The organism is Bradyrhizobium sp. ORS 111 (assembly GCF_045571485.1).
Taxonomy (GTDB): domain Bacteria; phylum Pseudomonadota; class Alphaproteobacteria; order Rhizobiales; family Xanthobacteraceae; genus Bradyrhizobium.
The window spans coordinates 3,009,894-3,032,478 of the sequence record NZ_CP120701.1 but is presented as its reverse complement, the minus strand read 5'-3'; the positions used below and the strand labels follow the sequence as shown (position 1 = coordinate 3,032,478).

22 protein-coding genes are annotated in these 22,585 nt (G+C 65.7%); 6 read left to right on the top strand and 16 right to left on the bottom strand.

What is annotated here, in order from left to right; genetic code table 11:
* Positions 1–196: 196 nt before the first annotated feature.
* From P6U30_RS13805 to flgB, 10 genes are all read right to left on the bottom strand, one after another.
* Complete coding sequence (locus P6U30_RS13805; RefSeq protein ID WP_407169543.1) at positions 197–904, bottom strand: glutathione S-transferase; 708 nt, start codon at positions 902–904, stop codon at positions 197–199.
* A gap of 120 nt (positions 905–1,024) precedes the next feature.
* Positions 1,025–1,699: a lectin gene (locus tag P6U30_RS13800; protein WP_407169542.1), complete on the bottom strand. Its 675-nt coding sequence runs from the start codon at positions 1,697–1,699 to the stop codon at positions 1,025–1,027.
* 148 nt (positions 1,700–1,847) lie between these two features.
* Positions 1,848–2,801, bottom strand: a complete 954-nt coding sequence (locus P6U30_RS13795; protein WP_407169541.1) for a Tim44 domain-containing protein — start codon at positions 2,799–2,801, stop codon at positions 1,848–1,850.
* Positions 2,802–2,951: 150 nt separating this feature from the next.
* Positions 2,952–5,525, bottom strand: coding sequence for a cell cycle histidine kinase CckA (gene cckA, locus P6U30_RS13790; protein WP_407169540.1), 2,574 nt, complete (start codon positions 5,523–5,525; stop codon positions 2,952–2,954).
* Between the two features lie 144 nt (positions 5,526–5,669).
* Positions 5,670–6,743 carry a flagellar biosynthesis protein FlhB gene (gene flhB / locus P6U30_RS13785; protein ID WP_407169539.1) on the bottom strand — a complete coding sequence of 358 codons (1,074 nt, stop codon included), beginning with the start codon at positions 6,741–6,743 and terminating at the stop codon, positions 5,670–5,672.
* A gap of 8 nt (positions 6,744–6,751) precedes the next feature.
* Positions 6,752–7,522, bottom strand: a complete 771-nt coding sequence (gene fliR / locus P6U30_RS13780; protein WP_407169538.1) for a flagellar biosynthetic protein FliR — start codon at positions 7,520–7,522, stop codon at positions 6,752–6,754.
* An 18-nt stretch (positions 7,523–7,540) separates the two neighbouring features.
* Positions 7,541–7,804, bottom strand: a complete 264-nt coding sequence (gene fliQ / locus P6U30_RS13775) for a flagellar biosynthesis protein FliQ (protein WP_066514213.1) — start codon at positions 7,802–7,804, stop codon at positions 7,541–7,543.
* Positions 7,805–7,913: 109 nt separating this feature from the next.
* A complete protein-coding gene (gene fliE, locus P6U30_RS13770) occupies positions 7,914–8,225 on the bottom strand; it encodes a flagellar hook-basal body complex protein FliE (protein ID WP_407169537.1) in 312 nt (103 codons plus the stop codon).
* 29 nt (positions 8,226–8,254) lie between these two features.
* Entirely contained in the window at positions 8,255–8,680 is a 426-nt protein-coding gene (flgC, locus tag P6U30_RS13765; protein ID WP_407151582.1) for a flagellar basal body rod protein FlgC, read from the bottom strand.
* A gap of 27 nt (positions 8,681–8,707) precedes the next feature.
* A complete protein-coding gene (gene flgB, locus P6U30_RS13760) occupies positions 8,708–9,118 on the bottom strand; it encodes a flagellar basal body rod protein FlgB (RefSeq protein WP_407169536.1) in 411 nt (136 codons plus the stop codon).
* A 357-nt stretch (positions 9,119–9,475) separates the two neighbouring features.
* Between flgB and P6U30_RS13755 the strand changes: the two genes are divergently transcribed.
* From P6U30_RS13755 to P6U30_RS13740, 4 genes are all read left to right on the top strand, one after another.
* Complete coding sequence (locus P6U30_RS13755) at positions 9,476–10,381, top strand: flagellar biosynthetic protein FliO (protein WP_407169535.1); 906 nt, start codon at positions 9,476–9,478, stop codon at positions 10,379–10,381.
* Positions 10,378–11,130: a flagellar type III secretion system pore protein FliP gene (fliP, locus tag P6U30_RS13750; protein WP_407151579.1), complete on the top strand. Its 753-nt coding sequence runs from the start codon at positions 10,378–10,380 to the stop codon at positions 11,128–11,130. Before P6U30_RS13755 ends, fliP begins: the two co-directional genes overlap by 4 nt.
* Positions 11,131–11,216: 86 nt before the next feature.
* Positions 11,217–12,104, top strand: a complete 888-nt coding sequence (locus P6U30_RS13745) for a hypothetical protein (RefSeq protein ID WP_407169534.1) — start codon at positions 11,217–11,219, stop codon at positions 12,102–12,104.
* A gap of 55 nt (positions 12,105–12,159) precedes the next feature.
* On the top strand, positions 12,160–13,311 hold the full coding sequence (locus P6U30_RS13740; protein WP_407169533.1) for an aminotransferase class V-fold PLP-dependent enzyme: 1,152 nt from the start codon (positions 12,160–12,162) through the stop codon (positions 13,309–13,311).
* Here P6U30_RS13740 and P6U30_RS13735 read toward each other — a convergent pair.
* The 3 genes from P6U30_RS13735 to P6U30_RS13725 form a co-directional block, all read right to left on the bottom strand.
* On the bottom strand, positions 13,308–14,576 hold the full coding sequence (locus P6U30_RS13735) for a YbfB/YjiJ family MFS transporter (RefSeq protein WP_407169532.1): 1,269 nt from the start codon (positions 14,574–14,576) through the stop codon (positions 13,308–13,310). The genes P6U30_RS13740 and P6U30_RS13735 overlap by 4 nt on opposite strands.
* A 165-nt stretch (positions 14,577–14,741) precedes the next feature.
* Complete coding sequence (locus P6U30_RS13730) at positions 14,742–14,978, bottom strand: hypothetical protein (RefSeq protein WP_407169531.1); 237 nt, start codon at positions 14,976–14,978, stop codon at positions 14,742–14,744.
* Between the two features lie 298 nt (positions 14,979–15,276).
* Complete coding sequence (locus P6U30_RS13725) at positions 15,277–19,089, bottom strand: tetratricopeptide repeat protein (RefSeq protein ID WP_407169530.1); 3,813 nt, start codon at positions 19,087–19,089, stop codon at positions 15,277–15,279.
* 219 nt (positions 19,090–19,308) lie between these two features.
* Here P6U30_RS13725 and P6U30_RS13720 point away from each other — a divergent pair, with 219 nt between their 5' ends.
* Both P6U30_RS13720 and P6U30_RS13715 read left to right on the top strand, forming a co-directional pair.
* Positions 19,309–19,593: a type II toxin-antitoxin system RelE/ParE family toxin gene (locus tag P6U30_RS13720; protein ID WP_407169529.1), complete on the top strand. Its 285-nt coding sequence runs from the start codon at positions 19,309–19,311 to the stop codon at positions 19,591–19,593.
* Positions 19,594–19,635: 42 nt separating this feature from the next.
* A complete protein-coding gene (locus tag P6U30_RS13715) occupies positions 19,636–19,935 on the top strand; it encodes a HigA family addiction module antitoxin (protein WP_407169528.1) in 300 nt (99 codons plus the stop codon).
* Between the two features lie 177 nt (positions 19,936–20,112).
* Here P6U30_RS13715 and P6U30_RS13710 read toward each other — a convergent pair whose 3' ends face one another.
* The 3 genes from P6U30_RS13710 to fliM are packed head-to-tail and all read right to left on the bottom strand — an operon-like array spanning position 20,113 to position 22,582.
* Complete coding sequence (locus P6U30_RS13710; protein ID WP_407169527.1) at positions 20,113–20,916, bottom strand: MotE family protein; 804 nt, start codon at positions 20,914–20,916, stop codon at positions 20,113–20,115.
* A complete protein-coding gene (locus tag P6U30_RS13705; protein WP_407169526.1) occupies positions 20,913–21,383 on the bottom strand; it encodes a DUF6468 domain-containing protein in 471 nt (156 codons plus the stop codon). The genes P6U30_RS13710 and P6U30_RS13705 overlap by 4 nt, the downstream gene beginning before the upstream one ends.
* Positions 21,380–22,582 carry a flagellar motor switch protein FliM gene (gene fliM / locus P6U30_RS13700; RefSeq protein ID WP_407151570.1) on the bottom strand — a complete coding sequence of 401 codons (1,203 nt, stop codon included), beginning with the start codon at positions 22,580–22,582 and terminating at the stop codon, positions 21,380–21,382. The genes P6U30_RS13705 and fliM overlap by 4 nt, the downstream gene beginning before the upstream one ends.
* Positions 22,583–22,585: the final 3 nt, after the last annotated feature.

The window sequence follows — 22,585 nt, the reverse complement described above, 5'->3', positions numbered from 1 at the left end:
GTAGACCCTCATGGTGAGGAGCGCCGCTTGCGGCGCGTCTCGAACCACAAGGCCGAGGACGTGCGCAGCCGCCCAAGGCGGCATATGCGATAGCCCTGGGGCTTGACTCGAGGCATCTATCTTCGCGGCGACAAAGACGTGGATGGCCGGGTCAAGCCCGGGCCACGACGATGGATCGGAGACCGCGCGCTGCCGCTCACAAATCCAGCGGCCTGTAGCGGCGGAAGATGCCGTCCTCGTTGAACGGAATCCGGCGCTTGCTCGCAAGGTACGCCTTGATATTCGGCCGCTCGGCAATACGGTCATGCAGCGCAACGAGGCGCGGAACCTTCTTCTCGAATCCCGCCATGCGCTTTGGGAACGCGTAGCGGAGCCCTGCCACGATCTGGAACAGTGACAGGTCGGCATAAGTCGCACGACGGCCGGTGACGAAGGCACCGCCATTGGACTGCACCAGATCCTCGAAGTAGCCGAGATATTTCGGCACGCGCGATGTCCAGAACTCGTCGGTGCGCTTCTTCGCCGGCGCCTTCTGGTCCTCATAGTAGAGCGACGGACCGAGCGGATGATGCGTGTCGTGAATCTCGACCACGAAATCGGCAATGGTGAGCTGGAGCTGGTGCACCCAGAGCTTTCCCGCCTCGGCCTTCGGCGCCAGGCCGTGGCGCGCGCCGAGATAGAGCAGGATGTTGGCGGTCTGCCCGATCACGAGACGGCCGGCCTTGAGGAACGGCGGCGCAAACGGCGGCGTGCCCTTCTGCCCCTCCATCATCTTCATCATCGCGCCCGTGCCGCCCCTGCCGCGCGCAACGTCGGTATAACCAGCGCCAACATCTTCCAGCGCGAGCCTGACATATTCGCCGCGGCCCTGGATGGAGGGCCAGTAGTAGAGTTGATAATGCATGGACGATCCTTGGGAGTGATCCTTGGAGAGGATCCCTGAGCGCGTGAACGGAAGCCTCGAATTGCGGTGCGCCCGCAACCTGCGGCGCGCTATCGCAGGCGTCAACGCGCCAGTCCGTGATCAGTTCGCCGCAAAGCAATACAACAGGCCGTCGCCGCCGGTGCTCTTCAGATCGGCCTGCGAGCAGCCGCCGTCGGGACCGCGCGAGGGATGCGACGTGTTCCAAGATCTTGACGGCTCGTCGTCGCGAAGGCCCTTGCGATCGAAATGCCCGACCATGGCGGCGCCCTGCGTGCTGCTTGTCCAGTTCTTGCAGGTGCGGTCCTCACCGGCGGGAAACGCGGTGCCGTCCGCCTGCGATCCCGTCAGCACGTCATGGCGGTTCGGCGTATCACCGGCACCATTGAGGACCTCGCCCTTCTCGGACAGGGCAGTCTGCTTGGTGAGATTGTTGTTGGCGCTGTGCAGGTCGGCGACATCCTTCGCAATCACGATACCCTTGACGTTCTTCCACGGCCCCTTGCCGATGCGGTCCCGGGCATTCACCGCAGGCTGACCGTCGGCCGCCTGCGTCGAGAGATAAGCGTGCCAGGTTTTCGGCGCTCCGAATCCCGCCGCCTGCGCCATCGTCTGGCAGTGATTGTCGGCGCCGGCCAATCCACCGAGATTTCCGCCATTGCCGATGCCCTGGCTGGTCACAAAGAAGCTCGCGTCGGCGGTCTGCGCCAGCGCCGGCGGCGCAACCACGGCAAGCGCAAGACAAGCGGGAACGGCGATCCGGGCAACGACGTTCATGTCATCCTCCAATGGTTGTTGTGGTTCGCTGACATCAACCCGCAGCGGCGCGGGATATTCCAATCGAGCGATGAGCTCGTGAAGCGCGCAAAGCAAAAGCGCCGCGGGGCGAGCCGCGGCGCTTGCGTCGTCATGGCCAGGCAATCGATCAATTGGTCTGCTGGATCGCCGAGAGCTCCCAGGAGCCGCCGCGCTGGCGCACGAAGGTCCAGACCTCCGTCACCTCCTCCGGCTGCTCGCTGCCGTCGACGAGGCGCCCGGTGCCGCGATCGCGCATGGTATCGACCAGCGAGTAGCGCATCGCGACTGTCGCATATTCGCTGTCGCCTTCGCGCCAGGCTTCCGCAAGGTCGCCCTGCAGCAGCTTCACATTGGTCACCTTGTTGGTGACGTTGCGGGCCTTGTTCTCCTCGAGATCCTTCGAGAAGTACGACACCATCTCCGGCGTCGCGAGCGTGTGCAGCTTCGCGATGTCCTCGTTCGACCACGCGGTCTGGATCTCGCCGAGCAGCCGCTCGAACGTCTCGTAGTCGGCCGGCGCGATCTCGACCGGCGCGCTCGAGGCGCCGCCGAGGCCGAAGCCAAAACCGGAGCGGGAACTCGGCTGCGGGCCAACGCCTGCGGCAGGACCGCTGGCATAGGCCGGAGCGTTACGGCGCTGCCACCACGACATCACGAGCCGCGCCACGAGCACGATCAGACCGATCTGCAGTAACAGGCCGAGGATCGAGGACAGGCCGCCGAGACCGGAGAACAGGCCGCCGCCGAACAGCATGCCGAACAAGCCGGCGCCGAGGAAGCCTGCGGCCAATCCGCCAAGCAGGCCGCGGCCCATGCCGGGACGGCCGAACAGGCCGCCCGAGTTGGCCGCCGGCGCGCCGACGTTGGGGCTGCCAGGCTGGCTGAAGGTGCGGTTCATCGGTGCGACCGAGCCCGGCGCGGTGTTGGTGCTCGGCGGTGCCGAGAAGGTGCGCGAACCGCGCGAGCCCCCGCCGCCGACGCGGGCGTCGGCCGCCGAAACGGTCATTACGACGGGCAGCGCCAACGCCATCGCGACGGCGATCGCCCGTACAATTCCACGCGTGCGTTGCGAGAAATTCATGTTCGGTTCCTCAGAGAATTCCCCAGCATGGGGAAGCGCCCTTAACATGGGCAGGGCCGGGTAAAAGTGAAGCGGGAAACGAGACCCGCGGCTGCGGCCCTCAGTCGCGGAGATGTGACACTATGGTCCTTGTGGATGCGAGCGCGCATCCTATTGCAGCGTCATGGTCTCCTTCACCGCGGCGACCAACTGGGTCAGCGTGAACGGCTTCGGCAGGAAGGCGAATTGCTGGTTCTCGGGCAGGCTCTTCTCGAACGCGTCCTCGGCATAGCCCGAGACGAAGATGATCTTCAGGCTTGGATTGCGGCTGCGCATCTCCTTGAGCAGCGTCGGCCCGTCCATCTCCGGCATCACCACGTCGGAGACGACAAGATCGACCTCGCCGTTCTTCTCGTCGAAAGCCTCCATCGCCTCGACGCCGTTCGCGGCCTCGATCACACTGTAGCCGCGTGAGCGCAGGCCGCGCGCGTTCAGCGAACGCAGGCCGTCTTCGTCCTCCACGAGCAGGATGGTGCCCTGCCCGGTGAGATCGGGCTTCGGCTTGGCGGCTTCGGCTGCGACGACGGCGTCCTTCGCCGCGCCGTTGCCGGCATGGGCTTCGGGCACGACCTCCTGCTCGGGCCGGTGCCGCGGCAGGTAGATGCGGAATGTGGTGCCCTCGCCCGGCCTGGAATCCACATAGATGAAACCGCCAGTCTGCTTGACGATGCCGTAGACCGTGGACAAGCCGAGGCCGGTGCCCTTGCCGACTTCCTTGGTGGAGAAGAACGGCTCGAAGATCTTGTCGATGATCTCGGCCGGAATGCCGGTGCCGGTGTCCGAAATCTCGATCTTCACATAGTCGGCGGCCGGCATGCCCTTGTTGGCGAGCTGCGCGGCCTCCTCGGTCGGCACGTTGGCGGTGCGGACGATCAGCTTGCCGCCGTCGGGCATCGCGTCGCGTGCGTTGACCGCGAGGTTGACGATCACCTGCTCGAACTGGGAGACGTCGACCTTGACCGGCCACAGATCGCGGCCATGCACGAGGTCGAGCTTGACCTTCTCGCCGATCAGCCGGCGCAGCAGCATGGTGAGGTCAGAGAGCGCATCGCCGAGATCGAGCACCTGCGGCCGCAGCGTCTGGCGGCGCGAGAACGCCAGCAGTTGCCGCACCAGCGTCGCGGCGCGCGTGGCATTCTGCTTGATCTGCATGATGTCCTGGAACGACGGATCGGTCGGCTTGTGCGCGTTCAGCAGGAAGTCGTTCGCCATCATGATGGCCGACAGCACGTTGTTGAAGTCGTGCGCGATGCCGCCGGCGAGCTGGCCGACCATCTCCATCTTCTGCGACTGGTTGATCTGGTTTTCCAGGGTGCGCCGCTCGGTGGTCTCGAGCATGTAGACGATCGCGGTCTCGGCGTCGCGCTCGTCTTTCTTCTCGACTGACGTGACGAAGAACTGCGCGAAGCGCTCCTTGGGCCCGTCGAGCATCACCTCGACCGGCGGGATATCGCCCTGCCCCTCGGCCGCCTGGTTGATCGCGGCGATCAGCAGACCGCGGTCGCGCGGATTGACCGCGCGGAAGATCGACTTGGCCGCACCGCCTTCGCCATTCAGACCCTGCGCGAGCTTGGCGTAGCGGGCATTGGCGCCGACCACGTTGCCGCCGCGATCGACGGTCGCGATCGCCATCGGCGTGTGGTCGAAGAAGCGCATGAAGCGCACCTCGGCGGCGCGCTCCGGATCGGAATGCTCGTCGCGGGCGCGGCTAATCACCAGCGTGCGCGAGGCGCCCGGCGCGCCATCGGCGCCAAAAGCGAGCTTGTGATAGAGCCGCACCGGCACGGTCTTGCCGCCGCGCATCCGCAGATCGATGTCGAACACCTCGGTCTTGACCTCGCCCGGCACTGGCACGATCGAGGTCAATAGCGCCGCGCCGTCGCCGGAGACAATGTCGGTCAGCTTCAGGCCGCCCGAGCCGATCTCGGCGAGGTCGTAGTCGAGCCAGTTGGCCAGCGTCGCGTTGACGTAGGCGATCTCGCCGGCCGGATTGACCGAGAAGAAGCCGCAGGGCGCATGATCGAGATACTCGATGGCATGGCGCAGCTCCTGGAACACGTCCTCCTGGCGCTCGCGGTCGCGCGTGATATCGGCGATCGACCACACCGCATATTTCGCGTCGCGCTTGCCCTGGCCGAGCGGGCGCACCCGCAACCGCAGCCAGCGGCCCTGGCTGCCGTCATGGCCGGCGATCCGCACCTCCTCCTGCTGCCGCTTGCCTTCGCGCGCTGCCTTCAGCAGGCGGAACACCGCTTCGGAGACGTCAGGATTGCCGATGAAGACGCGCTCGACCGGACGGACATCCTGCGGCCCGGCCGCGCCGGTCAGCGCGAGATACGCCGCGTTGGAATAGACCACGTGACCGCGGGAGTCGGTGACGACCAGCCCCTCCTGCGCGTGGTCGGCGATGCGCCCCATCACGGGATCGTCGGTGGCGCGGTCGGAGAAGCGGATGATGCCGGCGGCAAACGCGAACAGGTTGAACAGCCCGAAGGTCGCGAGCAGCGCCAGCAGGCCGAGAATATAGGGCTGCGCCTGACTGCGGCCGATGGTCATGAGCCAGACCGCGACCGCGACGATACCAGCGGCGATGAGGAGCACCAACAGGATGCTGCCGCCCCGCCGCACCGGTCCATGGGCCACGAACGGCTCGGTCGCGGGATGATCGTTGGAATCGGCAGTCATCTGGAGAGACATGGCTCGGCTGCATCGAGAAGGCGTCCGGACCCGGCCGCCTGCTCCTGAGTGCCTGAATCGGACCCGAAAACCAAGTCCATCAGGCGGCAATTTCGCAAGTAACGCGCATTTCACGCGGATAACCGGCGGTTTCTACGACCGCAGGCCGGACAATCCGCGCCTCAGCCGCATCACGTAGCCGATGATTTCGGCGACCGCGTGATAGTGCTCGGCCGGGATCTCCTGGTCGACCTCGACGGTGGCGTAGAGCGCGCGGGCGAGCGGCACGTTCTCCACGATCGGAATGTCGTGCTCCTTGGCGATCTCCCTGATCCTGAAGGCCAGATTGTCGACGCCCTTGGCGACGCAGACCGGCGCCGACATGCTGCGGTCGTAGGCCAGCGCCACCGAGAAGTGGGTCGGGTTGGTGATGATCACCGAGGCCTTGGGAACCTGAGCCATCATGCGCTTCTTGGCGCGCTGGACCCGCAACTGCTTGATCTTGCCCTTGACGTGCGGGTCGCCTTCCGACTGCTTGAACTCCTCCTTCATCTCCTGCAGCGACATCTTCTGACGCTCGTACCAGGTCCGGTACTGGAAGAAGTAGTCGCCGATCGCGACCGCCGCGAGGATCGCAACCACCGCGGCCATCAGGTGCACCGTTGTGCCGACGACAGCGGGCAACAGCTCGGCCGGGTCGACGTGCAGGAGCGCTTCCATCCGGAAACGATCGGGCCACAGCACCGCGACCATGACGGCGCCGAGCGCGACCAGCTTGAGCAGGCCCTTGAGGAAGTTCGCGACCGCCTGCTTGCCGAACAGCCGCTTCAATCCGGCGCCCGGCGATATCTTGGAGAGCTTGGGCTTGAGGTTCTCGCCTGACCACACGAGGCGATGCTGGATCATGTTGCCCGCGATCGCCGCCAGCGCCAGCATCAGGAACGGCACGCCGAACGCCGCAATCACGGCGTAGCCGAGCGATTGGGTGAGCTGGAGCAGGCCGGCGCCGTCGGCGCGGATCATCCATGAATTGGCGATCAGGTTGCGCAGCGGCATCAGGATGCCGCCGCCGATCGAGCCCGAAAACGTCGACAGCACCAGCGTCGCGCCTGCGATCACGAACCAGGTGTTGACCTCCTGGCTCTTGACGACGTCGCCCTTCTCCAGCGCCTCATCGAGACGTTTTTGCGTCGGGTCTTCTGTTTTGTCTTCGGTATCCTCGGCCATCCCCGCTCCTAGTTCATCGGCGCGAGCTGGCGCATGACGCCGACGAAGTAGTCGAGATAGGTGCCCATCATCGCCGCGAGCACGAGGCCGAAGATCAGGAAGCCGACGATGATCGAGAGCGGCACGCCGACGAAATAGACCTGCATCTGCGGCATCAGCCGCGCCAGCACGCCAAGGCCGATATTGAACACCAGGCCGAACACCAGGAACGGCGCCGACAATTGCAGGCCGATCTTGAAGGCGGCGGCAAACGCGCTGGTCGCGAGCGAAGCGACATCGCCGGTCGGCATCACCTCGCCCGGCGAGAAGATGCGATAGCTCTCGCTCAGCGCCGCGATGACGAGGTAGTGGGTGTCGGTGGCAAACAGCAGCGTGATGCCGAGGATGGTGAGGAAATTGCCGATGATCTGGCCCTGCTGTCCCTGGGTCGGATCGACGGCCGTGACGAAGCCGAGGCCGAGCTGCTGGGCGATGATGGAGCCCGCGACATTGAGCGCCGATAGCGTCACCCGCGCGGTCGCGCCGAGCACGATGCCGATGATGAGCTCATGCACCATCAGGACTCCGATCGAGGCGATCGACGTGACGTCGACATGATAGGCATTGCGATGCAGCGGCAGGATGATCAGCGTCAGCAACAGCGCGATCGACAGCTTCACCCGCGCCGGGATGTTGGTCTCGCCGAAGCCGGGCAGCAGCATCACCATCGCGCCCACGCGGGCGAACACCAGCACGAAGGTTGCGGCCAGCGCCGGCAGGAGCGAGATGTCGATGCGCATGACCGGAGCATTACTGCATCATCCGCCGATGATTCGCGACGAAATCCGCATCATGTGGGCGTGCAGCGAGTCGGCCATGAATGGCAGCGCGAGCAGTAGTGTGACGAAGATCGCGAGGATCTTCGGCACGAACACCAAAGTCTGCTCCTGGATCTGCGTCAGCGCCTGGAACAGCGACACCACCACGCCGACCACGAGGCCGACCACCATCAATGGTGACGACACCACCACGATGGTCCAGATCGCATCGCGCGCCACGTCGAGGGTTTCGGGTCCGGTCATTTGGAGTTCTCGCTGTTGCACCTTGTTTTGTCGTTCCGGGGCGATGCGAAGCATCGAACCCGGGACCTCGAGATTCCGGGTTCGCTTCGCGCCCCGGAATGACGGTGAATCAAATCGGCATCTTCATGATGTCTTCATAGGCTTGGATCACCCGGTCGCGGACCGAGACCAGCGTCGATACCGCAACGTCGGTGTCCGCAACCGCGGTCACCACGTCCATCACATTCGCCTTGCCCGAGGCCATCGCCATGGTCTGGGCATCGGATTTCCGGCCGACCTCCATCACGCTGCCGACGGCGTCCTTGACGAGCTCGCCGAACGACGGGCCGGCCGCGGGATTGCCGGCCTTCTCAAGCCCACCCCGCTCCATCATCTTGGCGAAGTTGGCGTAGGCGTTGGCGGCGATTGTCGGTGAAGCCATGATCTACGATCCCTGCTGTTCTTGTTGTGTCAGGACTTGAGGATGTCGAGCGTGCGCTGGATCATCCGCCGCGTCGCGCTGATGATGTTGAGGTTCGCCTCGTAGGAGCGCTGGGCGTCCCGCATGTCGGTCATTTCGACCAGCGCGTTGACGTTGGGATATTTGACGTTGCCGGAAGCGTCCGCCGCCGGATTGCCCGGCTCATGCTTGATGCGGAACGCCGAGCGGTCGGGGCGCACCCGGCCGAGCGACACCACCTGGGCATCGAGCGTGCGGTCGAGCGCGGAGGAGAATGTCGGCACCTTGCGGCGGTAGGGATCGCCGCCCGCGGTCTGCGCGGTCGAATCGGCGTTGGCGATATTTTCCGAGATCACCCGCATCCGTCCGGCCTGGGCGCGCAGGCCCGAGGTCGCGATGCTCATCGAACGGGCGAAATCGCTGATCTCATCTGCCATGACATCCTCCCGCCGCCCTCAGGCGGCCTAGCCCTTGCCGATCGCCGTCTTCAACAGATGCAGGCTTTTGCTGTAGAGCGAGGTGACGGCTGCGTAGTCCATCTGATTGGCCGATACCTTCAGCATCTGGTCTTCGAGATTGACCGCGTTGCCGGCCGGGCGGGTCTGGAAGCCGCTCTTGCCGCGGTCGTTGTCGAACGTGTCGGGCGCGCCCGACGCCGCCATGTGGGCGGCCGTGGTCTGAGTCATCGCCAGCGTCCCCATGCCGCCGCCGATTGTGGAACCGGCCCGGTCGAACTTCGGCCCGACCAGGTCGCGGGGCCGGAAGCTCGGCGTGTCCGAATTGGCGATGTTCTCGGCGAGCACGCGCTGGCGTTCCTGATGCCACTGCATCTTGGTGCGCAACGCCGACAGGATCGGGAGGTCGTTCATGGACATTGGCGCGGTTCCGTTAACCTCTGGGCCCCCAGAAGTAGGCAGAATTTGCCCGGTGTATGGTTAACGGAGGGTTAAAAGAGCCGATGGATCCGTGGAGAACGCCCCAATTGCGGCCGTCGAGCGCATTTTCGCCACGAAAGCTGCGTTAACCAGCCCTGACCAAGCCAGTTCGGCGCGCTGAGAAGTCGTTTTGGGACAAACGATTCTTGGTCTATTAATAGAACAGTCGGCTGCAAGCCGCGGGGAATTAAGGAATAAGGCGGATCTCGGGCGCGATTCGCCACGCAAACCGCAGTGTCAGTTCGCGCTCGCTGATAGCGGTAGCTGAGGATGGCCACCATGGCCGGGGACTCCAGTATGCAGGCACTTACATTCGTCTTCGCATTTGTCGCCGTGCTGGCGCTGATCGGCGTCGCCGCGTGGCTCGTCCGCCGCTTCGGAGGAAACCGTCTCGGCGCCAATGCCAACCGCGGGCGAATGCCGCGACTGGCTGTGATCGATGCCGCCGCGGTGGATGGCCGCCGCCGCCTGGTGCTGGTTCGCCGCGACAATGTCGAGCATCTCCTGATGATCGGCGGTCCGAGCGATATCGTCGTGGAGCCGAACATCGTGCGCGCGAGTCCGGGACGCGATCAGATGTCGACGCGCCCGGCGGTCGCAGCCGATTCCGCCCCGCCGCGGGTCGCGCCGTTGCCGGATGCCGCCTGGAACGAGAGCGAGATCGCCCGCACCGATTTCGATCACGTGGAGCCGCAACTGCCCGAGCTGCCGTCGCGCCCGGCCCGCCCGTCCTTTGCCGACGAGGTCCGCCGCTCCGCGCCGGCCTCCGAGCGTCGCACTGACCCGCTGGCCGGTCTTACGCCCGAGCGGACCGAGCCGATGCCGCCGCGGCTGCCGCGCTCCGAACCGGTGATCCCGCGTCCGCCGCGCGCCGCCGAGCCGCCCAAGGCACCGCCGCTGCGCACGCCCGATCGCGCGGCGGCACCACCGACGCCGCCTGCACCGGCCGCGACGCCGGCACCTCCGGCTCCGCCGCCGAACGCCGACGCCAATCTCGCCGAGATGGCGCAACGGCTTGAAGCGGCGCTACGCCGACCATCCGGCAGCGGCGAAGCCGCCGCGCCGCCGGTTGCGCCCGACGCCCCGCCAGCGCGTCCGCAGCGCAGCGAGCCGCCCGCATCTCCGGCGCCGCAAAAGAGCGGGTTCGAGAACCTCGAGGACGAGATGGCATCGCTGCTCGGCCGCCCGAAGAATCCTTCGTGAGGCCGGCGAGCCTCCCGCGTAGAGTTTTTTTCATCGCTGTCCTGATCGCCGCCGGATCGTTCGCCGACCCGGCGATGGCGCAGGACATCAGCATCAATCTCGGTGGCGGCAATGGCGGCGTCACCGAGCGCGCGATCCAGCTCATCGCGCTGCTCACGGTGCTGTCGATCGCACCGTCGATCCTGATCATGATGACGTCGTTCACGCGCATCGTGGTCGTGCTGTCGCTGCTGCGCACCGCGCTCGGCACCGCGACCGCGCCGCCGAACTCGGTGATGATCGCGCTCGCGATGTTCCTCACCGCCTTCGTGATGGGGCCGGTGCTGCAGAAGTCCTACGACGACGGCATCAAGCCGCTGGTCGCCAACCAGATCGGCGTCGAGGACGCGTTGCAGCGCGCCTCGGTGCCGCTGCGCGGCTTCATGCAGAAGAACGTGCGCGAGAAGGATCTCAAGCTGTTCATGGACCTCTCCGGCGAACCGCCCCCGGCGACACCGGACGAGATGTCGCTGCGCATCCTGGTGCCGGCCTTCATGATTTCCGAGCTGAAGCGCGCCTTCGAGATCGGCTTCCTCCTGTTCCTGCCGTTCCTGATCATCGACCTCGTGGTCGCATCGGTACTGATGTCGATGGGCATGATGATGCTGCCGCCGGTCGTGGTCTCGCTGCCGTTCAAGCTGATCTTCTTCGTGCTGGTCGACGGCTGGTCACTCGTCGCCGGCAGCCTGGTGCAGAGTTACGGGGGGTAGCCCCGCGAAACATTCATGGCCTGCTCGCTGGATCGGCCGCCGCGTTGCACTATCATGTGCGGCGTCGCATCCGGAGAGCCGCGTCCATGCAACAGTCGTTCGACCGCGCCGCAGAAGACCTTGGCAACGCCATCCATCTCGAACATGTCAACGTGCAGGTGCCGGACCAGCGCCTGGCCACGCTGTTCTATGTCGCCGGGATCGGCCTGACCCGCGATCCCTATCTGATGGTCTCCGACAGCAACATGTGGGTGAACGCCGGCCGTAGCCAGTTTCATCTGCCGAGCGGCAAGCCGCAGGTGCTGCGCGGCCATACCGCACTGGTGATCGCCGGGCGGCGGGCACTGCTCGACCGGCTTGCCTCCGTCGCGCCGAAGCTCGAAGGCACCGCCTTCAGCTATCGCGCGCACAATGACCATGTCGAGGCGACCTGCCCCTGGGGCAATCGGCTGCGCTGCTATGAGCCGGACGCAAGCCGCTTCGGGCGCATCGCGCTCGGGATGCCCTATGTCGAGTTCGAGGTGCCGCAGGGCACCGCCGAGGCGATCGGCCGGTTCTATCCTGAGATCATGGGCATCCCCGCCAGCGTCACGAACGGCGACGGCACTGTTGCGCGCGCAAAAGTCGGCAAGGATCAGTATCTGCAATTCCGCGAGAGCGACCGGGCGCAGCCGGAGTTCGACGGCCATCACATCCAGATCTATATCACCGATTTCTCAGGCCCTTACAGGCGGCTGTTGGAGCGCAACCTGATCTCGCGCGAGGACAATCAGTATCAGTACCGCTTCTGCGATATCGTCGATCCCAAAGATGGCAGGCACCTGTTCACCGTCGAGCACGAGGTGCGCAGCGCCACCCACCCGATGTATTTGCGGCCGCTGATCAACCGCAATCCCGCGCAGACCAACCGCACCTTCGCCCATGGCCACGACCAGGCACTCTGGGCGATGGGACCGGATCAGTACGACGGATGACGGCCAGCGCCTCCCGATTCAAACATCATCCGAAAAACGCCAGCAACGAGCCGCCATGCTTCCCTCGCAGCGCCATCTGTTCGATGTTCCGCAAGACATTTGCTACCTGAACTCGGCCTCCTACAGTCCGCTGCCGCGGACGACGCTCAACGCCGGCCGCATCGCGGTGGCGCGCAAGGGCCAGCCCTGGACGCTGGATGCGGACTTCGCCCACCGCCAGCACGAGCGCGCCCGCTCTGCTGCGGCACGCCTGATCAATGCCGATGCTGACGACATCGCGCTGATCCCTGCGGTCAGCTACGGCGTCGCGACGATGGCAAAAGTGCTGACCATTCCGCGCGGCACGCGCGTCATCGTGCTGGAGAACGATCATTCCTCGCCGGTGCTGGAATGGCACGCCCGCGCCGAGGCGCAGGGCTTTACCGTCGAAATCGTCGACCAGCCCGCCGACGGTGACTGGACCTCGGCGGTGCTCGCGGCGATCGAGCGGACGGGCGCGCCGCCGGTCGGCCTTGCCTCGATCTCCTCGGTGCACTGGTCGGACGGCGGCTTGATCGATGTCGAGAAGGTGCAGGCCGCGCTGCGGCGGCAGGGCGCCATGTTCGTGATCGACGCGACGCAGGGCGCGGGCGTCGTCGCGATGGATGTGAAGCAGCTCGATCCCGACGCCGTGATCTTCCCGACCTACAAATGGCTGATCGGTCCCTATGGCCGCGCGTTCCTTTATGTCGCCAAGCGCCATCAGAATGGGGTGCCGCTGGAGCAGACCTCGGCCGGCCGCCGCAACGTCAATTCCGAGAACCCGGTCTATTTCGGCGATCTCGCCTATGTCGACAACGCGCGGCGCTACGACATGGGCGAACGCGACCATTTCATCTCGCTGGAAATGGCGTCCGTCGGCATGGAGATGCTAGCGGATTGGGGCGCGGCCGCCGTCAGCGCGCGGCTTGCGATGCTGACCCGGCGGATTGCCGACGGTGTGCGCGACCTCGGCGTCAGCGCGCTCGACCAGCGGCTGCGCGCACCGCACATCGTCAGCCTCGGCATGGCGGGCGGCATGCCGAGAGACCTGATTGCGCGCCTCGCCGCCGAGGACGTCCATGTCGCATTGCGGCTCGGCCGGATGCGCGTGTCGCCGCATGTCTTCAACGACGAAGCCGACACCGACCGGTTCATTGCCGTGCTCGCGCGGGCGCTGCGCACCTAGCGGCCTGACTTTGCCGCAAGAGCGCTCACGAGCTCGAGTGCCAGCGCGAGGATCACCGCGGCTGCGCCGATCACGAACAGCAGCGCATAATTGCCGCCGCTCTGCGCGAACAGGAACGACATCCCGTAGGCGCCCGCCGCCTGGAACAGCGCGAATGTCGTGGTGGCCCGCGCCCACGCGGTGCGCTGGCCGGCAGCGGAATGCGGAATCAATTCGTGGATGCGGCCGATGACGAGCGGCACGATGCCGGGCGCGAATCCGCCGACGATGAGGCTCGACACGATCAGCGCGACCGGCGACGTGCTCACGGCCGGCAGCGCGACCGCCACGCCCTCGATCAGGAACGCTGCACGAAGCGCTGTTGCAAATCCCGCGCGATCCGCGAGATGCCCGGTCAAGAGCGGACCAATGACGGCGCCCAGCCCGTACAGCACCCAGTAATACGATCCGGCCGAAATCCCCTGCCCGAGCCCGCGAGCCACGAAGTCGACTAGGAACACCATGTGCGGCACCAGCGCCAGCGCGTTGAGGCCGTATTCCAGGCTCAACATCAGTACCAGCGGCGATCGCGCGCCGGGCGCCGCGGCATGGTGCTCGACCGCAGCATGCGCCACCGATGTCTCCGCCGGCCACGCCTTCCAGCTCATCAACGTCAGCAGCGCCGACAGCACGCCAAGACCATACCACGCCTCGCTGAGCCCCTGCCGCAGCAAGAGCGGAACGAGTGTGCCCGAGGCCGCGACCCCGAGCCCGACGCCGGCAAAGATCACGCCACCGACCAAGCCACGCTTGCTCGGCGCGGTGTGCGGCAGGATCGCCGTTGCCGCCAGCACCATGATCACGCCGCCGGTCACGCCTGCGAGGAAGCGGAAACCGAAGAACCAGATGAACGAGATCGGCACGGCGCAGGCAAAGCAGCAGAGCGCCGCCAGCACCATCATGCCGCGCAGCACGCGCACCGAGCCGATCCGTGTCCCGAGATCGCGGGCGATCAGCGCACCTGCGAGGTAGCCGGCAAGGTTGGCGGCGCCGAGATAGACGGCCTCAGCCGGGGTGAACCATTTGGCCGCAATCAGCGCCGGGATCAGCGGCGTATAGGCGAAGCGCGCAAGCCCGAGCCCGACCAGCGAGGCGCAGAGCCCGGCAGCCGCAGACAGCCACACCGGCCCGCCCGTATCCCGATGTGGCGCGGCGTGGCGATGCCGGTGATGACGATCGGCGTTCGTGCTTAGCATTCCCACGACATAGGCCGCGGGAGGGTTCATGAAAAATGATTAGTTCCGATCGCTGCGATCGTCCGTGGCGATTGCAAGAAACAGCGCGGCAATGACGTCGTGCGCGGCTTGAAGGAGACCTGTGCAGGCATCACGCAAAGATTCCGCCTTTGCTCCCGGAGCGCAATGGTCCGGTTCAGGCGCAATCGTTGGCCTCTAGACTTTCACGTCATACTGCTTGCTGAGGTGGTCGCCGATCTGCACCAGCATCGCTACGCATTCGGGATAGCCGGGCTTGGCCACTGTCGCAGCGTCGGCACTGGCGCGGAATTCCCAGCTCTCGCCGTCGCGGAGGATCGAGATGTCGATACCATCAGGACAGTCGGCATGCACCTTGAGCTCGGCCCGCGCCATCGCGATGAGTTCGGCTTCGGTCTTGGTCGGCTTGCTCATGGTGACGACGTCTCCCCCAGCAGAAACGGCGCTGTTGCCAGCGCCGCTTCGGTGCACCTCACGCGTGGAATCGGCCCACTTTGACTGGCGCTGGCGGGAGCGACCCGCTCTGGCTCGGCTGGCGTGGGAGGCCTGCTCGCGATCCACCAACGAGGCTACGCCGCCCCCAAGCAGAGTCAATCGGACCGACGACTATTTTAGGTCAACGCCAATCTCGATCACGGCATCGCAGCATGCGCGCGTCATCGATGACAGCCAAGTCAGACTCGGTTCCTCAATACCCAATTGTGACGTCCGCCTAGCGCGACGCGCTGGCGCTCTGCTCGCTCTTGATGGCCGGCAGCGTGCTGACCGGTGCACCTTTCGCCTTGTCCGGCAGCGATCCGGTCGCGACCGGGTCCGGCAGCGGCGCACGGGCGGTCGCGTCGGGGAAGCGGGTCTTCATCTCGCGGATGAAACCGTCCAGCGTATCGACGCTCGCCGCCATCCTGGCGATCGCGGCGAATTCCGCGCTCGAGGTCGCAACCGGCTTGCTGGCGGTGTCGAACGCCAGCTTGTCGGCATCGCCGGACATCAGCGGCGCGTATTTCTCGCGGAATCGCGCCAGGCCGATGGCGTCCTCGGCCAGCGCATAGCCGACCACGGCGCGGATGATGTCGGCCTTCTCGGCGGCATTGAGCGGCGTGAAGTCGCGCCAGCGATCGCCGTAATACAGCTCGATCTGCTCGGACGCCTCGCGCCAGCGCCGCGCCGCCCAGTAGATATCGGAGCGCAGCCGGATCGCCTCGCGGCCGGTGACGTTCGAGATGATGTCGAGTGCGAGATCGTGGCGGCCGACGTCGCTCTGCGCCCTTGCCTCGAGCAGCAGCCGCTGCTGCCGCAATTCGCCGGACAGGTCGGCGAGGCGCGTCGAGCGCAGCGCGGCGATGGCGCGATCCGGCTTGCGGTTGGTCAGATACACCATGGCCAGGCGCGCGGCGACCTGGGCGCGCGCCGCGCCTTCCAGCCGCTTGTCGACCTGGTATTGCAGGAGGTCGGCGGCCTGGTCCAGCAGGTCGACGCCGGCGAGACGGTCGGCCAACCTGCGGATCATCTCGTCGCCGCGGCGGCCGATCGGAGTCAGCTCGCGGTATTCGTAGAAGGTGCTGAGCGCGTCGATCGGCGACATCTCGTCGCCCTTTGGCCCGAGGAAGAGCTGCACGAACAACGCCGACGCCGCATCCTGCGCCTGCCGGGACTCCGGTGCATTGGGTTGCAGCCGTGTCGCGGCGCGGCTCACGGCAAAGGCATCGGCGTAACGTCCGGTGTCGGCATAGATCTTCGACAACACGAACAGCGTCTTCAGCTCGATGCTGTCGCCGCGCCACATCATCGACAGTAGCTCGAGCTTCTTCAGCACCTCATCACGGCCGATCTCGCCGCGCTTCTGCCGCAGCAGAGTTTCGAGCAGCTCGCCTTCAGCCGCCGCCTGGCGATCGGCCGAGATCGCGGCGACGTGATAGGCGTCGAGCGCATCCTTCTCCTGGCCAAGGGCTTCCGCCAGCCGGCCCTTCAGCACGGCCGCTGCTGGCTTGAGATCGTCCGGGATGCCGACGACGTCGAGGTCGCTCTTGCGCCGTGCAGCGCCGGCATAATCCTTGACCTCAAGCGAGGCCTTCATCGCGTTCATGGTGATGATGCGCTGCAGCTCCGACGGCAGCGTGGCCACCGAGAACTCGACGTTCTTGAACTTCTCGCGCGCTTCCACCCATTTGCCCTCGCGCGCGAAGGCGAGTCCCTTCCACAATTGGGAATCGTAACCGTTGCCGATCGCCGGGCTGGCGAGGTCCTTCAGACCCTGCGCCGGGTGGCCGATCAGGATGCTCGCGATGGCGTGCACCATCACCATCGCCGGCGTCTCGCTGCCGCGCTTGCTTTCGGAGAGCATCAGGTTGGTGACGGCATGGGCTTCCTCATACATGCCGCGCGCCATGTAGAAGTCGGCGAGATCGAGCCGCGCCTGCGGAAGCTGGTCGGGGTTGGCCGCCGCCGCGGCGGCAATCAGGCTATCGAGCCGATTGAGGAAATTCTCCGATCGGTTCTTCTGCCATTCGTCGATGTCGAACAGCGGCTTGACCGCGGCGGTGGCGCGCTCGGCGGCGACGTCGGCCGACGACAGCGTCAACCCACCGGGTCGTCCAAGCGTCACCTTGTCGTCGCCGACTTCCGCCTTCACGTCGTCGGCATTCGGACGCACCACGAGGCCATGGATCGATTCCAGCAGCGACAGTTCGACGAAATCCTGCCGCTTCAGGATGCCGCGAGTCGGTGGCGGCGCGGTCACGACCCAGAGCGCGTCGCCGGCATCGGGATCGACCAGTCGGTGGAATTGGCCGGGATTGGCGAGCGGCACGCTGACATTGGCGAGCGCGGGCTCGGTGATGTTGCGCACCACGGTGAGCGGCAGCGGCGGCTTCTGCACGCGGTCGGCAAAGGTCAGCGTCCAACTGACGCCGCGCGAGCGGTCATCGCTCTCGAGCGACGGCATCTGCGGCCGGTTGAGGCGGAAGCGCACTGCCTGGCCCTTGTCCACGGCCATGCGGGTGACATCGGCGATGATGGACCCGCCCTTGGTGCGGATCGGATCGACGTCGATCGCCTCAGCCGTGTCGAACACCATCCACACGGCGTCGGCACGGCGGAACAGCGCGGCCGGAGTGGCGGTGGGGAACGAGAACGTCACGCGCAGCCCGTCGCTGCCGCGCTGGGCCTCGACCGAGGCCTTGCCGCTCGCACGAGCCTCCGAGGATGGCGACGGTGCCGCGGCCGCCTTCGGTGTCTCCACTACCGGCACCTCCGCGGCAGGAGCCGCCGGCTTCGGCGCTTCGGTCACTGCCGCAGGCTTCACGTCTTCCTGAAGTCCAGCCGCGCCATCATGTGGCGCGGCCGCGGCGCTTGGCAGATCCGACTTCGATGGCTCCGACCTGGGCAGATCCGATTTGGGCAGATCCGACTTCAACAAGTCCGGCTTGGGCAAATCCGCCTTGGGCGGCTCCGATTGGGCCGGCGGGGATATCGGCTGCTCGGCGTTGCCCTGCTCCGGACTGGCCGGTTCGCCCTGCGGCTGCTCGGATGTCTCGGGCTTGATCTCGATCTTGGCTTGTTGCGCGATGCCTTCCGAGGTCACAGACGGGAGCGCGGCCGGCTCTCGCGACATCGCGGCTTTCGGCTTGCCGCGCGGTGCAGGGATCAGCGCGGTGAGCGCAGGCTTTGCTTGCGCCTGCTGGTCGCCCTGCTGGAAAGCGACATCGACAATATAGTTCTTCTCGTCGCGGAACGAATGCACGTCGACGTCGCCCACCAATGTCATGTCGACCGCCGACGTATCGGTATCGGCCCGCGCGCCGATCGACGCGACGTTGGGAGGCGCGGCGACCTTGGCATCGGCGAGATCGAAGGTCAGCACCGCGTTGAAGGACAGCGTCAGCTTCTGCTCGTTCAGCACCGAGGAAACGCCGACACCGTCAGGAACCTCGAAGACGAAGCGGACGAAGGTGGGCTGCAGCAGCGCGCGGACGCGCACCGGCGGCCGCTTCTTCGCGGCATCGGCTGCGCGCTGCAGGCGAAGCAGGCGCTCGGCATTGCGGGCGCGCTCGGCGAGCTCGCGGATCACCTCCTGCGGCAGCGGCGGTGGCGGGCCGGTCCAGCCGTCGGGCAGGAAGTCGACGAAGATGCGCTCGCCCGCGGTCATGGTGTTGATGGTGACGCGGCGCGCCAACGACAGGCGGATCGCCGAACCATCCGGATCGCGGCGCGCCGAGCCGACATAGTCGGGCACCGCATCCGACAGTTGCTCAACGGGGATATCGACCGGGCGCTTAAAGCGGATCACGATGATGGAGCCCGCCGTCGTCACCTCGGAATCGACATCTTCCTTCAGCTTGAGCACCAGTCGGGCGAACCCGTTCGCGGCGGAGAATGTCGCCTCGCCCGGCACCGGATCGTCCGCACGGGCGGCGCCGGGCGATGCGATGACTGCAACAGCGAAGCCAGCCGCCAACAGGCACAGGCGCGCAGCCCGGGTCCAGGCGCGACCCAGCGACCATGTTCCAGCGGCGGCCGTTCGCGCCATCTCGAAACGTCTTCTCAATGCCTTAACGATGCCAGCGCGAAGCGCCCTCGCCCACGCGTCCCGATTTTGGATTGGCGGCGTTAAGGAGCTGTTAACGACGACGCGGAGTTTCGCGGGGAGCCCACAGGATCGAGCGAGGCGAATCCATGCCCGGGAGCTTGTATCATCCAGTGATACCAGTCATTGCGGAGCGTATCATGATATGATACAATCGCGGACGTGATCAAGAGCTTCAAGGACGCGGCGACCAAAGCAGCCTTTGAGGGCGAGGCCCAGAAGGGATTTCCTGCCGATCTCCTCAAGGTTGCGCGTCGGAAGCTCCAGTACCTTCACGCCGCCGTGACGCTGCAGGATCTTCGGTCTCCTCCCGGCAATCGGCTGGAAGCCCTGAGGGGAGATCGCCGGGGTCAGCATTCAATCCGCGTGAACGATCAGTTCCGCATCTGCTTCATCTGGACCGAGGAGGGTCCAGTGGACGTAGAGTTTACCGACTATCACTCCTAGCGGATCCGTCGGGGACAACCCGAACCGCAGAAAGGGTTACACATGGCAAAGAAGCTCCCACCAATGCACCCCGGTGAGGTGCTGAGGGAAGAATTTCTGATCCCGCTATCGCTATCTGCCGGCGCGCTTGCCAAGGCCTGCGGCGTCCCGCGTACCAGGATCGAGCGTATTGCAAACGAAGAGACCGCCATCACGGCGAACACTGCGCTTCGACTGTCCAAGGCGCTGAATACGTCTGCCCAGCTTTGGTTAAACCTGCAGAACGCCTATGATGTCAAAGTGGCAGAGGCGTCACTCGCCAACGAACTCAACAAGATCAAGCCGGTGGTGCGGGCGGCCTGAGCGGCAAACTTGGGTCGCAGATCCCTAAAGCGCGATGAGATTGGGCCGAATCGTCGTCGCGCTTTAACCCCTTGTTTGAGCATGATCTCCGCGCAAACGCTCCGCGTTTGTCGCGAAGGAAGACCGTTTCACACTTTCTTTTTCCCGATCATCCTCCAGCTTGACCGATCGAGTCCGTCAATTCGTCTTCGGTGCCAGCAACTTGCCCTCGATCTTGGGGAGATCGTCGGCGGCCGCCGACGTGTCGCCGCTGGCGCGGCGGGCGAGTTCGACCGTGAGGCGCTCGGCGGCCTCCGGCTGCATCTGGCCGAGGATGTCGGACATCTTGCGCGGCTGGATCTGCGAGGCGATCTGATAGAGCACGCCGATGTCCAGGCGGTCGAACACCTTGGCGGCGTCCTTCGGTTTCATGTTTTCATACATGGTGACGATGCTCTTGAAGCGAGCCGCCTCCGCTGCGGCCTTCGCCGCCGCATCGGCGCTCGCCTTGGCGTCGTTGGCCTTGGCCTCCTCGACCTTGGCCTCGATGCGCTTCTCGGCCGCCTTCAACAGGCTTTCGCGGATCTCGACCTCGCGCGCGCGCTGATCAAGCTCCTGGCGGCGCGACTGCAGCCGTTCCAGGATCGCGCGCTCCGTCGCCGACACCGGCGCGGGTTGATCCATATTGACCGCCACGCCGTCCGGCTTGGGCGGCACCGCCGCGGGAGTAGCGGGTTTCGGCGGCTCGTCCTTCTTCGTCTCCTTGTTCTCGACCGATCCCGTGATGTCGGAGGGATCGCCCTTGACCTTGTTATCGGCGGCGACCTTGTTGCCGCCGGGGAAATTGAAGTTCTCCTGCGCCCACGACGACCCGGCCGGTTGCGCAGCGTAGTCGAACACATAGCCGCCATCGAGCACGAGGCCGGCGATCTTCAGCACCATCAGGCCGAAGACCGCGGCCAGCACCACGGGCATTACTCGGATGTCACGGAACGACTTCATGCAGCGAGGCCGCCGGCCCTCCTGCGCTCGGTGAAGGCCTCCGCGGCCGCTGCGACGGCACGCGCGGCGGAGGCCCGCGGCGCCGGCGCCACCGGTGCGGGCGCCGCCTGCATGGGTGCGGCCGGCGCGGGCGCCGACGGCCGCGCGGCAAGCGCGATCTTGGACAGGCGGCGCACCACGTGATCACCTTCGGCGATCTGGTTCTTGAGCTGGATCGACATCTGCGTCGCCGCGTCGAGTTGGTTGCCGAGATTCTCGTTGACGTCGCGCACCGCGTGCTTGAGCCCGCCGATCGCCCGCTCGGCGATCTCAGTCGCCGTGATCAGTTCGGCGATCGTCGCTTTCAGCGAATGCTCGTCCGCCTTCAGCCGCTGCAGGCGCTTGTTGAGCAACCAGCAATAGCCGATTGTCAACATCAGAAGCACGGTCACCAGGCTCTCGATTGCTAATCCAAGCACATGACTCATGGTGCCTCCATCATCTTGGTCTGCTCGTCCGCCTTCTCGAACATCGCGAAGGTGGTCTGCGGCTTGCGCAAATTCTTGGTGACGCGGATCGCGACGCGATCGCCGACGCGGCCCATCCGTCCTTCCGTCAGCGTGACGTTGCCGCAGCGCACCGATACCAGCGAGTCGGCGCGGATCTCGAGCGGCAGCGTGTCGCCGACCTTCAGCCGCATCAATTGCTTCAGCGGAATATCTGCCTCGTAGAGCACGGCATCGACCGAGATCTCGGCCTGCGCCACCTCGGTGGCGAAATGGCCTTCCCAGATCGGGTCGCGGCCGAACTTTTCGCCCATGAACATCTGCAACAGCACGTTGCGGATCGGTTCGATGGTCGCATAAGGCAGCAGCAACTCGATGTTGCCGCCGCGGTCTTCCATGTCGATGCGCAGCCGCACCAGGATCGCGGCGTTGGCGGGCCGGCTGATCGCGGCGAAGCGCGGGTTGGTCTCGAGCCGGTCGATCGAGAAGGTCACCGGCGACAGCGGCCGGAACGCCTGCTCGGCATCGGCCAGCACCACCTCGACCAGCCGCTTGACCAGGTTGGTCTCGATCGTGGTGTAGGGCCGGCCCTCGATCCGCAGTTGGGTCTGGCCGCGACGGCCGCCGAGCAGCACGTCGATCATCGAATAGATCAGGCTGGAATCGACCGTGGCGAGGCCGAAATTCTCCCACTCCTCCGCCTTGAACACCGAGAGCACCGCCGGCAGCGGGATCGAGTTCATGTAGTCGCCGAAGCGCACCGAGGTGATGCGGTCGAGCGAGACCTCGACGTTGTCGGAGGTGAAGTTGCGCAAGGATGTCGTCATCAGCCGCACCAGGCGGTCGAACACGATCTCGAGCATCGGCAGGCGCTCGTACGACACCATCGCGGAATCGATGATGGCGCGAATGCCGGAGTGATCGTCGAGATTGACGTCGCCGACGGTGAAGCCGAGGAGATTGTCGATCTCCTCCTGCGACAGGACACGTTCGCCGTTGGTGTTCTTGCCGCCGAAGTCACGGCTGCCGTCCTCGACCATGGCGGCCCATTGCAGCGCCATGCTCTCGGTGAGTTCGTTCTTGGCCGCCTCCGCGGCGGCGGCCGCGGGATCCTCGGAATCGAGCGAGGCTTCCCACTGCGCCGCAATGGCGTCCTGATCCATCTGGTCGGTGCCGGCCATGGC

Excerpts from the sequence above, each read along its gene's own strand:
- P6U30_RS13805 (WP_407169543.1), bottom strand. The coding sequence starts at position 904 with ATGCATTATCAACTCTACTACTGGCCCTCCATCCAGGGCCGCGGCGAA.
- P6U30_RS13800 (WP_407169542.1), bottom strand. The coding sequence starts at position 1,699 with ATGAACGTCGTTGCCCGGATCGCCGTTCCCGCTTGTCTTGCGCTTGCC.
- P6U30_RS13795 (WP_407169541.1), bottom strand. The coding sequence starts at position 2,801 with ATGAATTTCTCGCAACGCACGCGTGGAATTGTACGGGCGATCGCCGTC.
- cckA (WP_407169540.1), bottom strand. The coding sequence starts at position 5,525 with ATGACTGCCGATTCCAACGATCATCCCGCGACCGAGCCGTTCGTGGCC.
- flhB (WP_407169539.1), bottom strand. The coding sequence starts at position 6,743 with ATGGCCGAGGATACCGAAGACAAAACAGAAGACCCGACGCAAAAACGT.
- fliR (WP_407169538.1), bottom strand. The coding sequence starts at position 7,522 with ATGCGCATCGACATCTCGCTCCTGCCGGCGCTGGCCGCAACCTTCGTG.
- fliQ (WP_066514213.1), bottom strand. The coding sequence starts at position 7,804 with ATGACCGGACCCGAAACCCTCGACGTGGCGCGCGATGCGATCTGGACC.
- fliE (WP_407169537.1), bottom strand. The coding sequence starts at position 8,225 with ATGGCTTCACCGACAATCGCCGCCAACGCCTACGCCAACTTCGCCAAG.
- flgC (WP_407151582.1), bottom strand. The coding sequence starts at position 8,680 with ATGGCAGATGAGATCAGCGATTTCGCCCGTTCGATGAGCATCGCGACC.
- flgB (WP_407169536.1), bottom strand. The coding sequence starts at position 9,118 with ATGTCCATGAACGACCTCCCGATCCTGTCGGCGTTGCGCACCAAGATG.
- P6U30_RS13755 (WP_407169535.1), top strand. The coding sequence starts at position 9,476 with ATGCAGGCACTTACATTCGTCTTCGCATTTGTCGCCGTGCTGGCGCTG.
- P6U30_RS13745 (WP_407169534.1), top strand. The coding sequence starts at position 11,217 with ATGCAACAGTCGTTCGACCGCGCCGCAGAAGACCTTGGCAACGCCATC.
- P6U30_RS13740 (WP_407169533.1), top strand. The coding sequence starts at position 12,160 with ATGCTTCCCTCGCAGCGCCATCTGTTCGATGTTCCGCAAGACATTTGC.
- P6U30_RS13735 (WP_407169532.1), bottom strand. The coding sequence starts at position 14,576 with ATGAACCCTCCCGCGGCCTATGTCGTGGGAATGCTAAGCACGAACGCC.
- P6U30_RS13730 (WP_407169531.1), bottom strand. The coding sequence starts at position 14,978 with ATGAGCAAGCCGACCAAGACCGAAGCCGAACTCATCGCGATGGCGCGG.
- P6U30_RS13725 (WP_407169530.1), bottom strand. The coding sequence starts at position 19,089 with ATGGCGCGAACGGCCGCCGCTGGAACATGGTCGCTGGGTCGCGCCTGG.
- P6U30_RS13715 (WP_407169528.1), top strand. The coding sequence starts at position 19,636 with ATGGCAAAGAAGCTCCCACCAATGCACCCCGGTGAGGTGCTGAGGGAA.
- P6U30_RS13710 (WP_407169527.1), bottom strand. The coding sequence starts at position 20,916 with ATGAAGTCGTTCCGTGACATCCGAGTAATGCCCGTGGTGCTGGCCGCG.
- P6U30_RS13705 (WP_407169526.1), bottom strand. The coding sequence starts at position 21,383 with ATGAGTCATGTGCTTGGATTAGCAATCGAGAGCCTGGTGACCGTGCTT.
- fliM (WP_407151570.1), bottom strand. The coding sequence starts at position 22,582 with ATGGCCGGCACCGACCAGATGGATCAGGACGCCATTGCGGCGCAGTGG.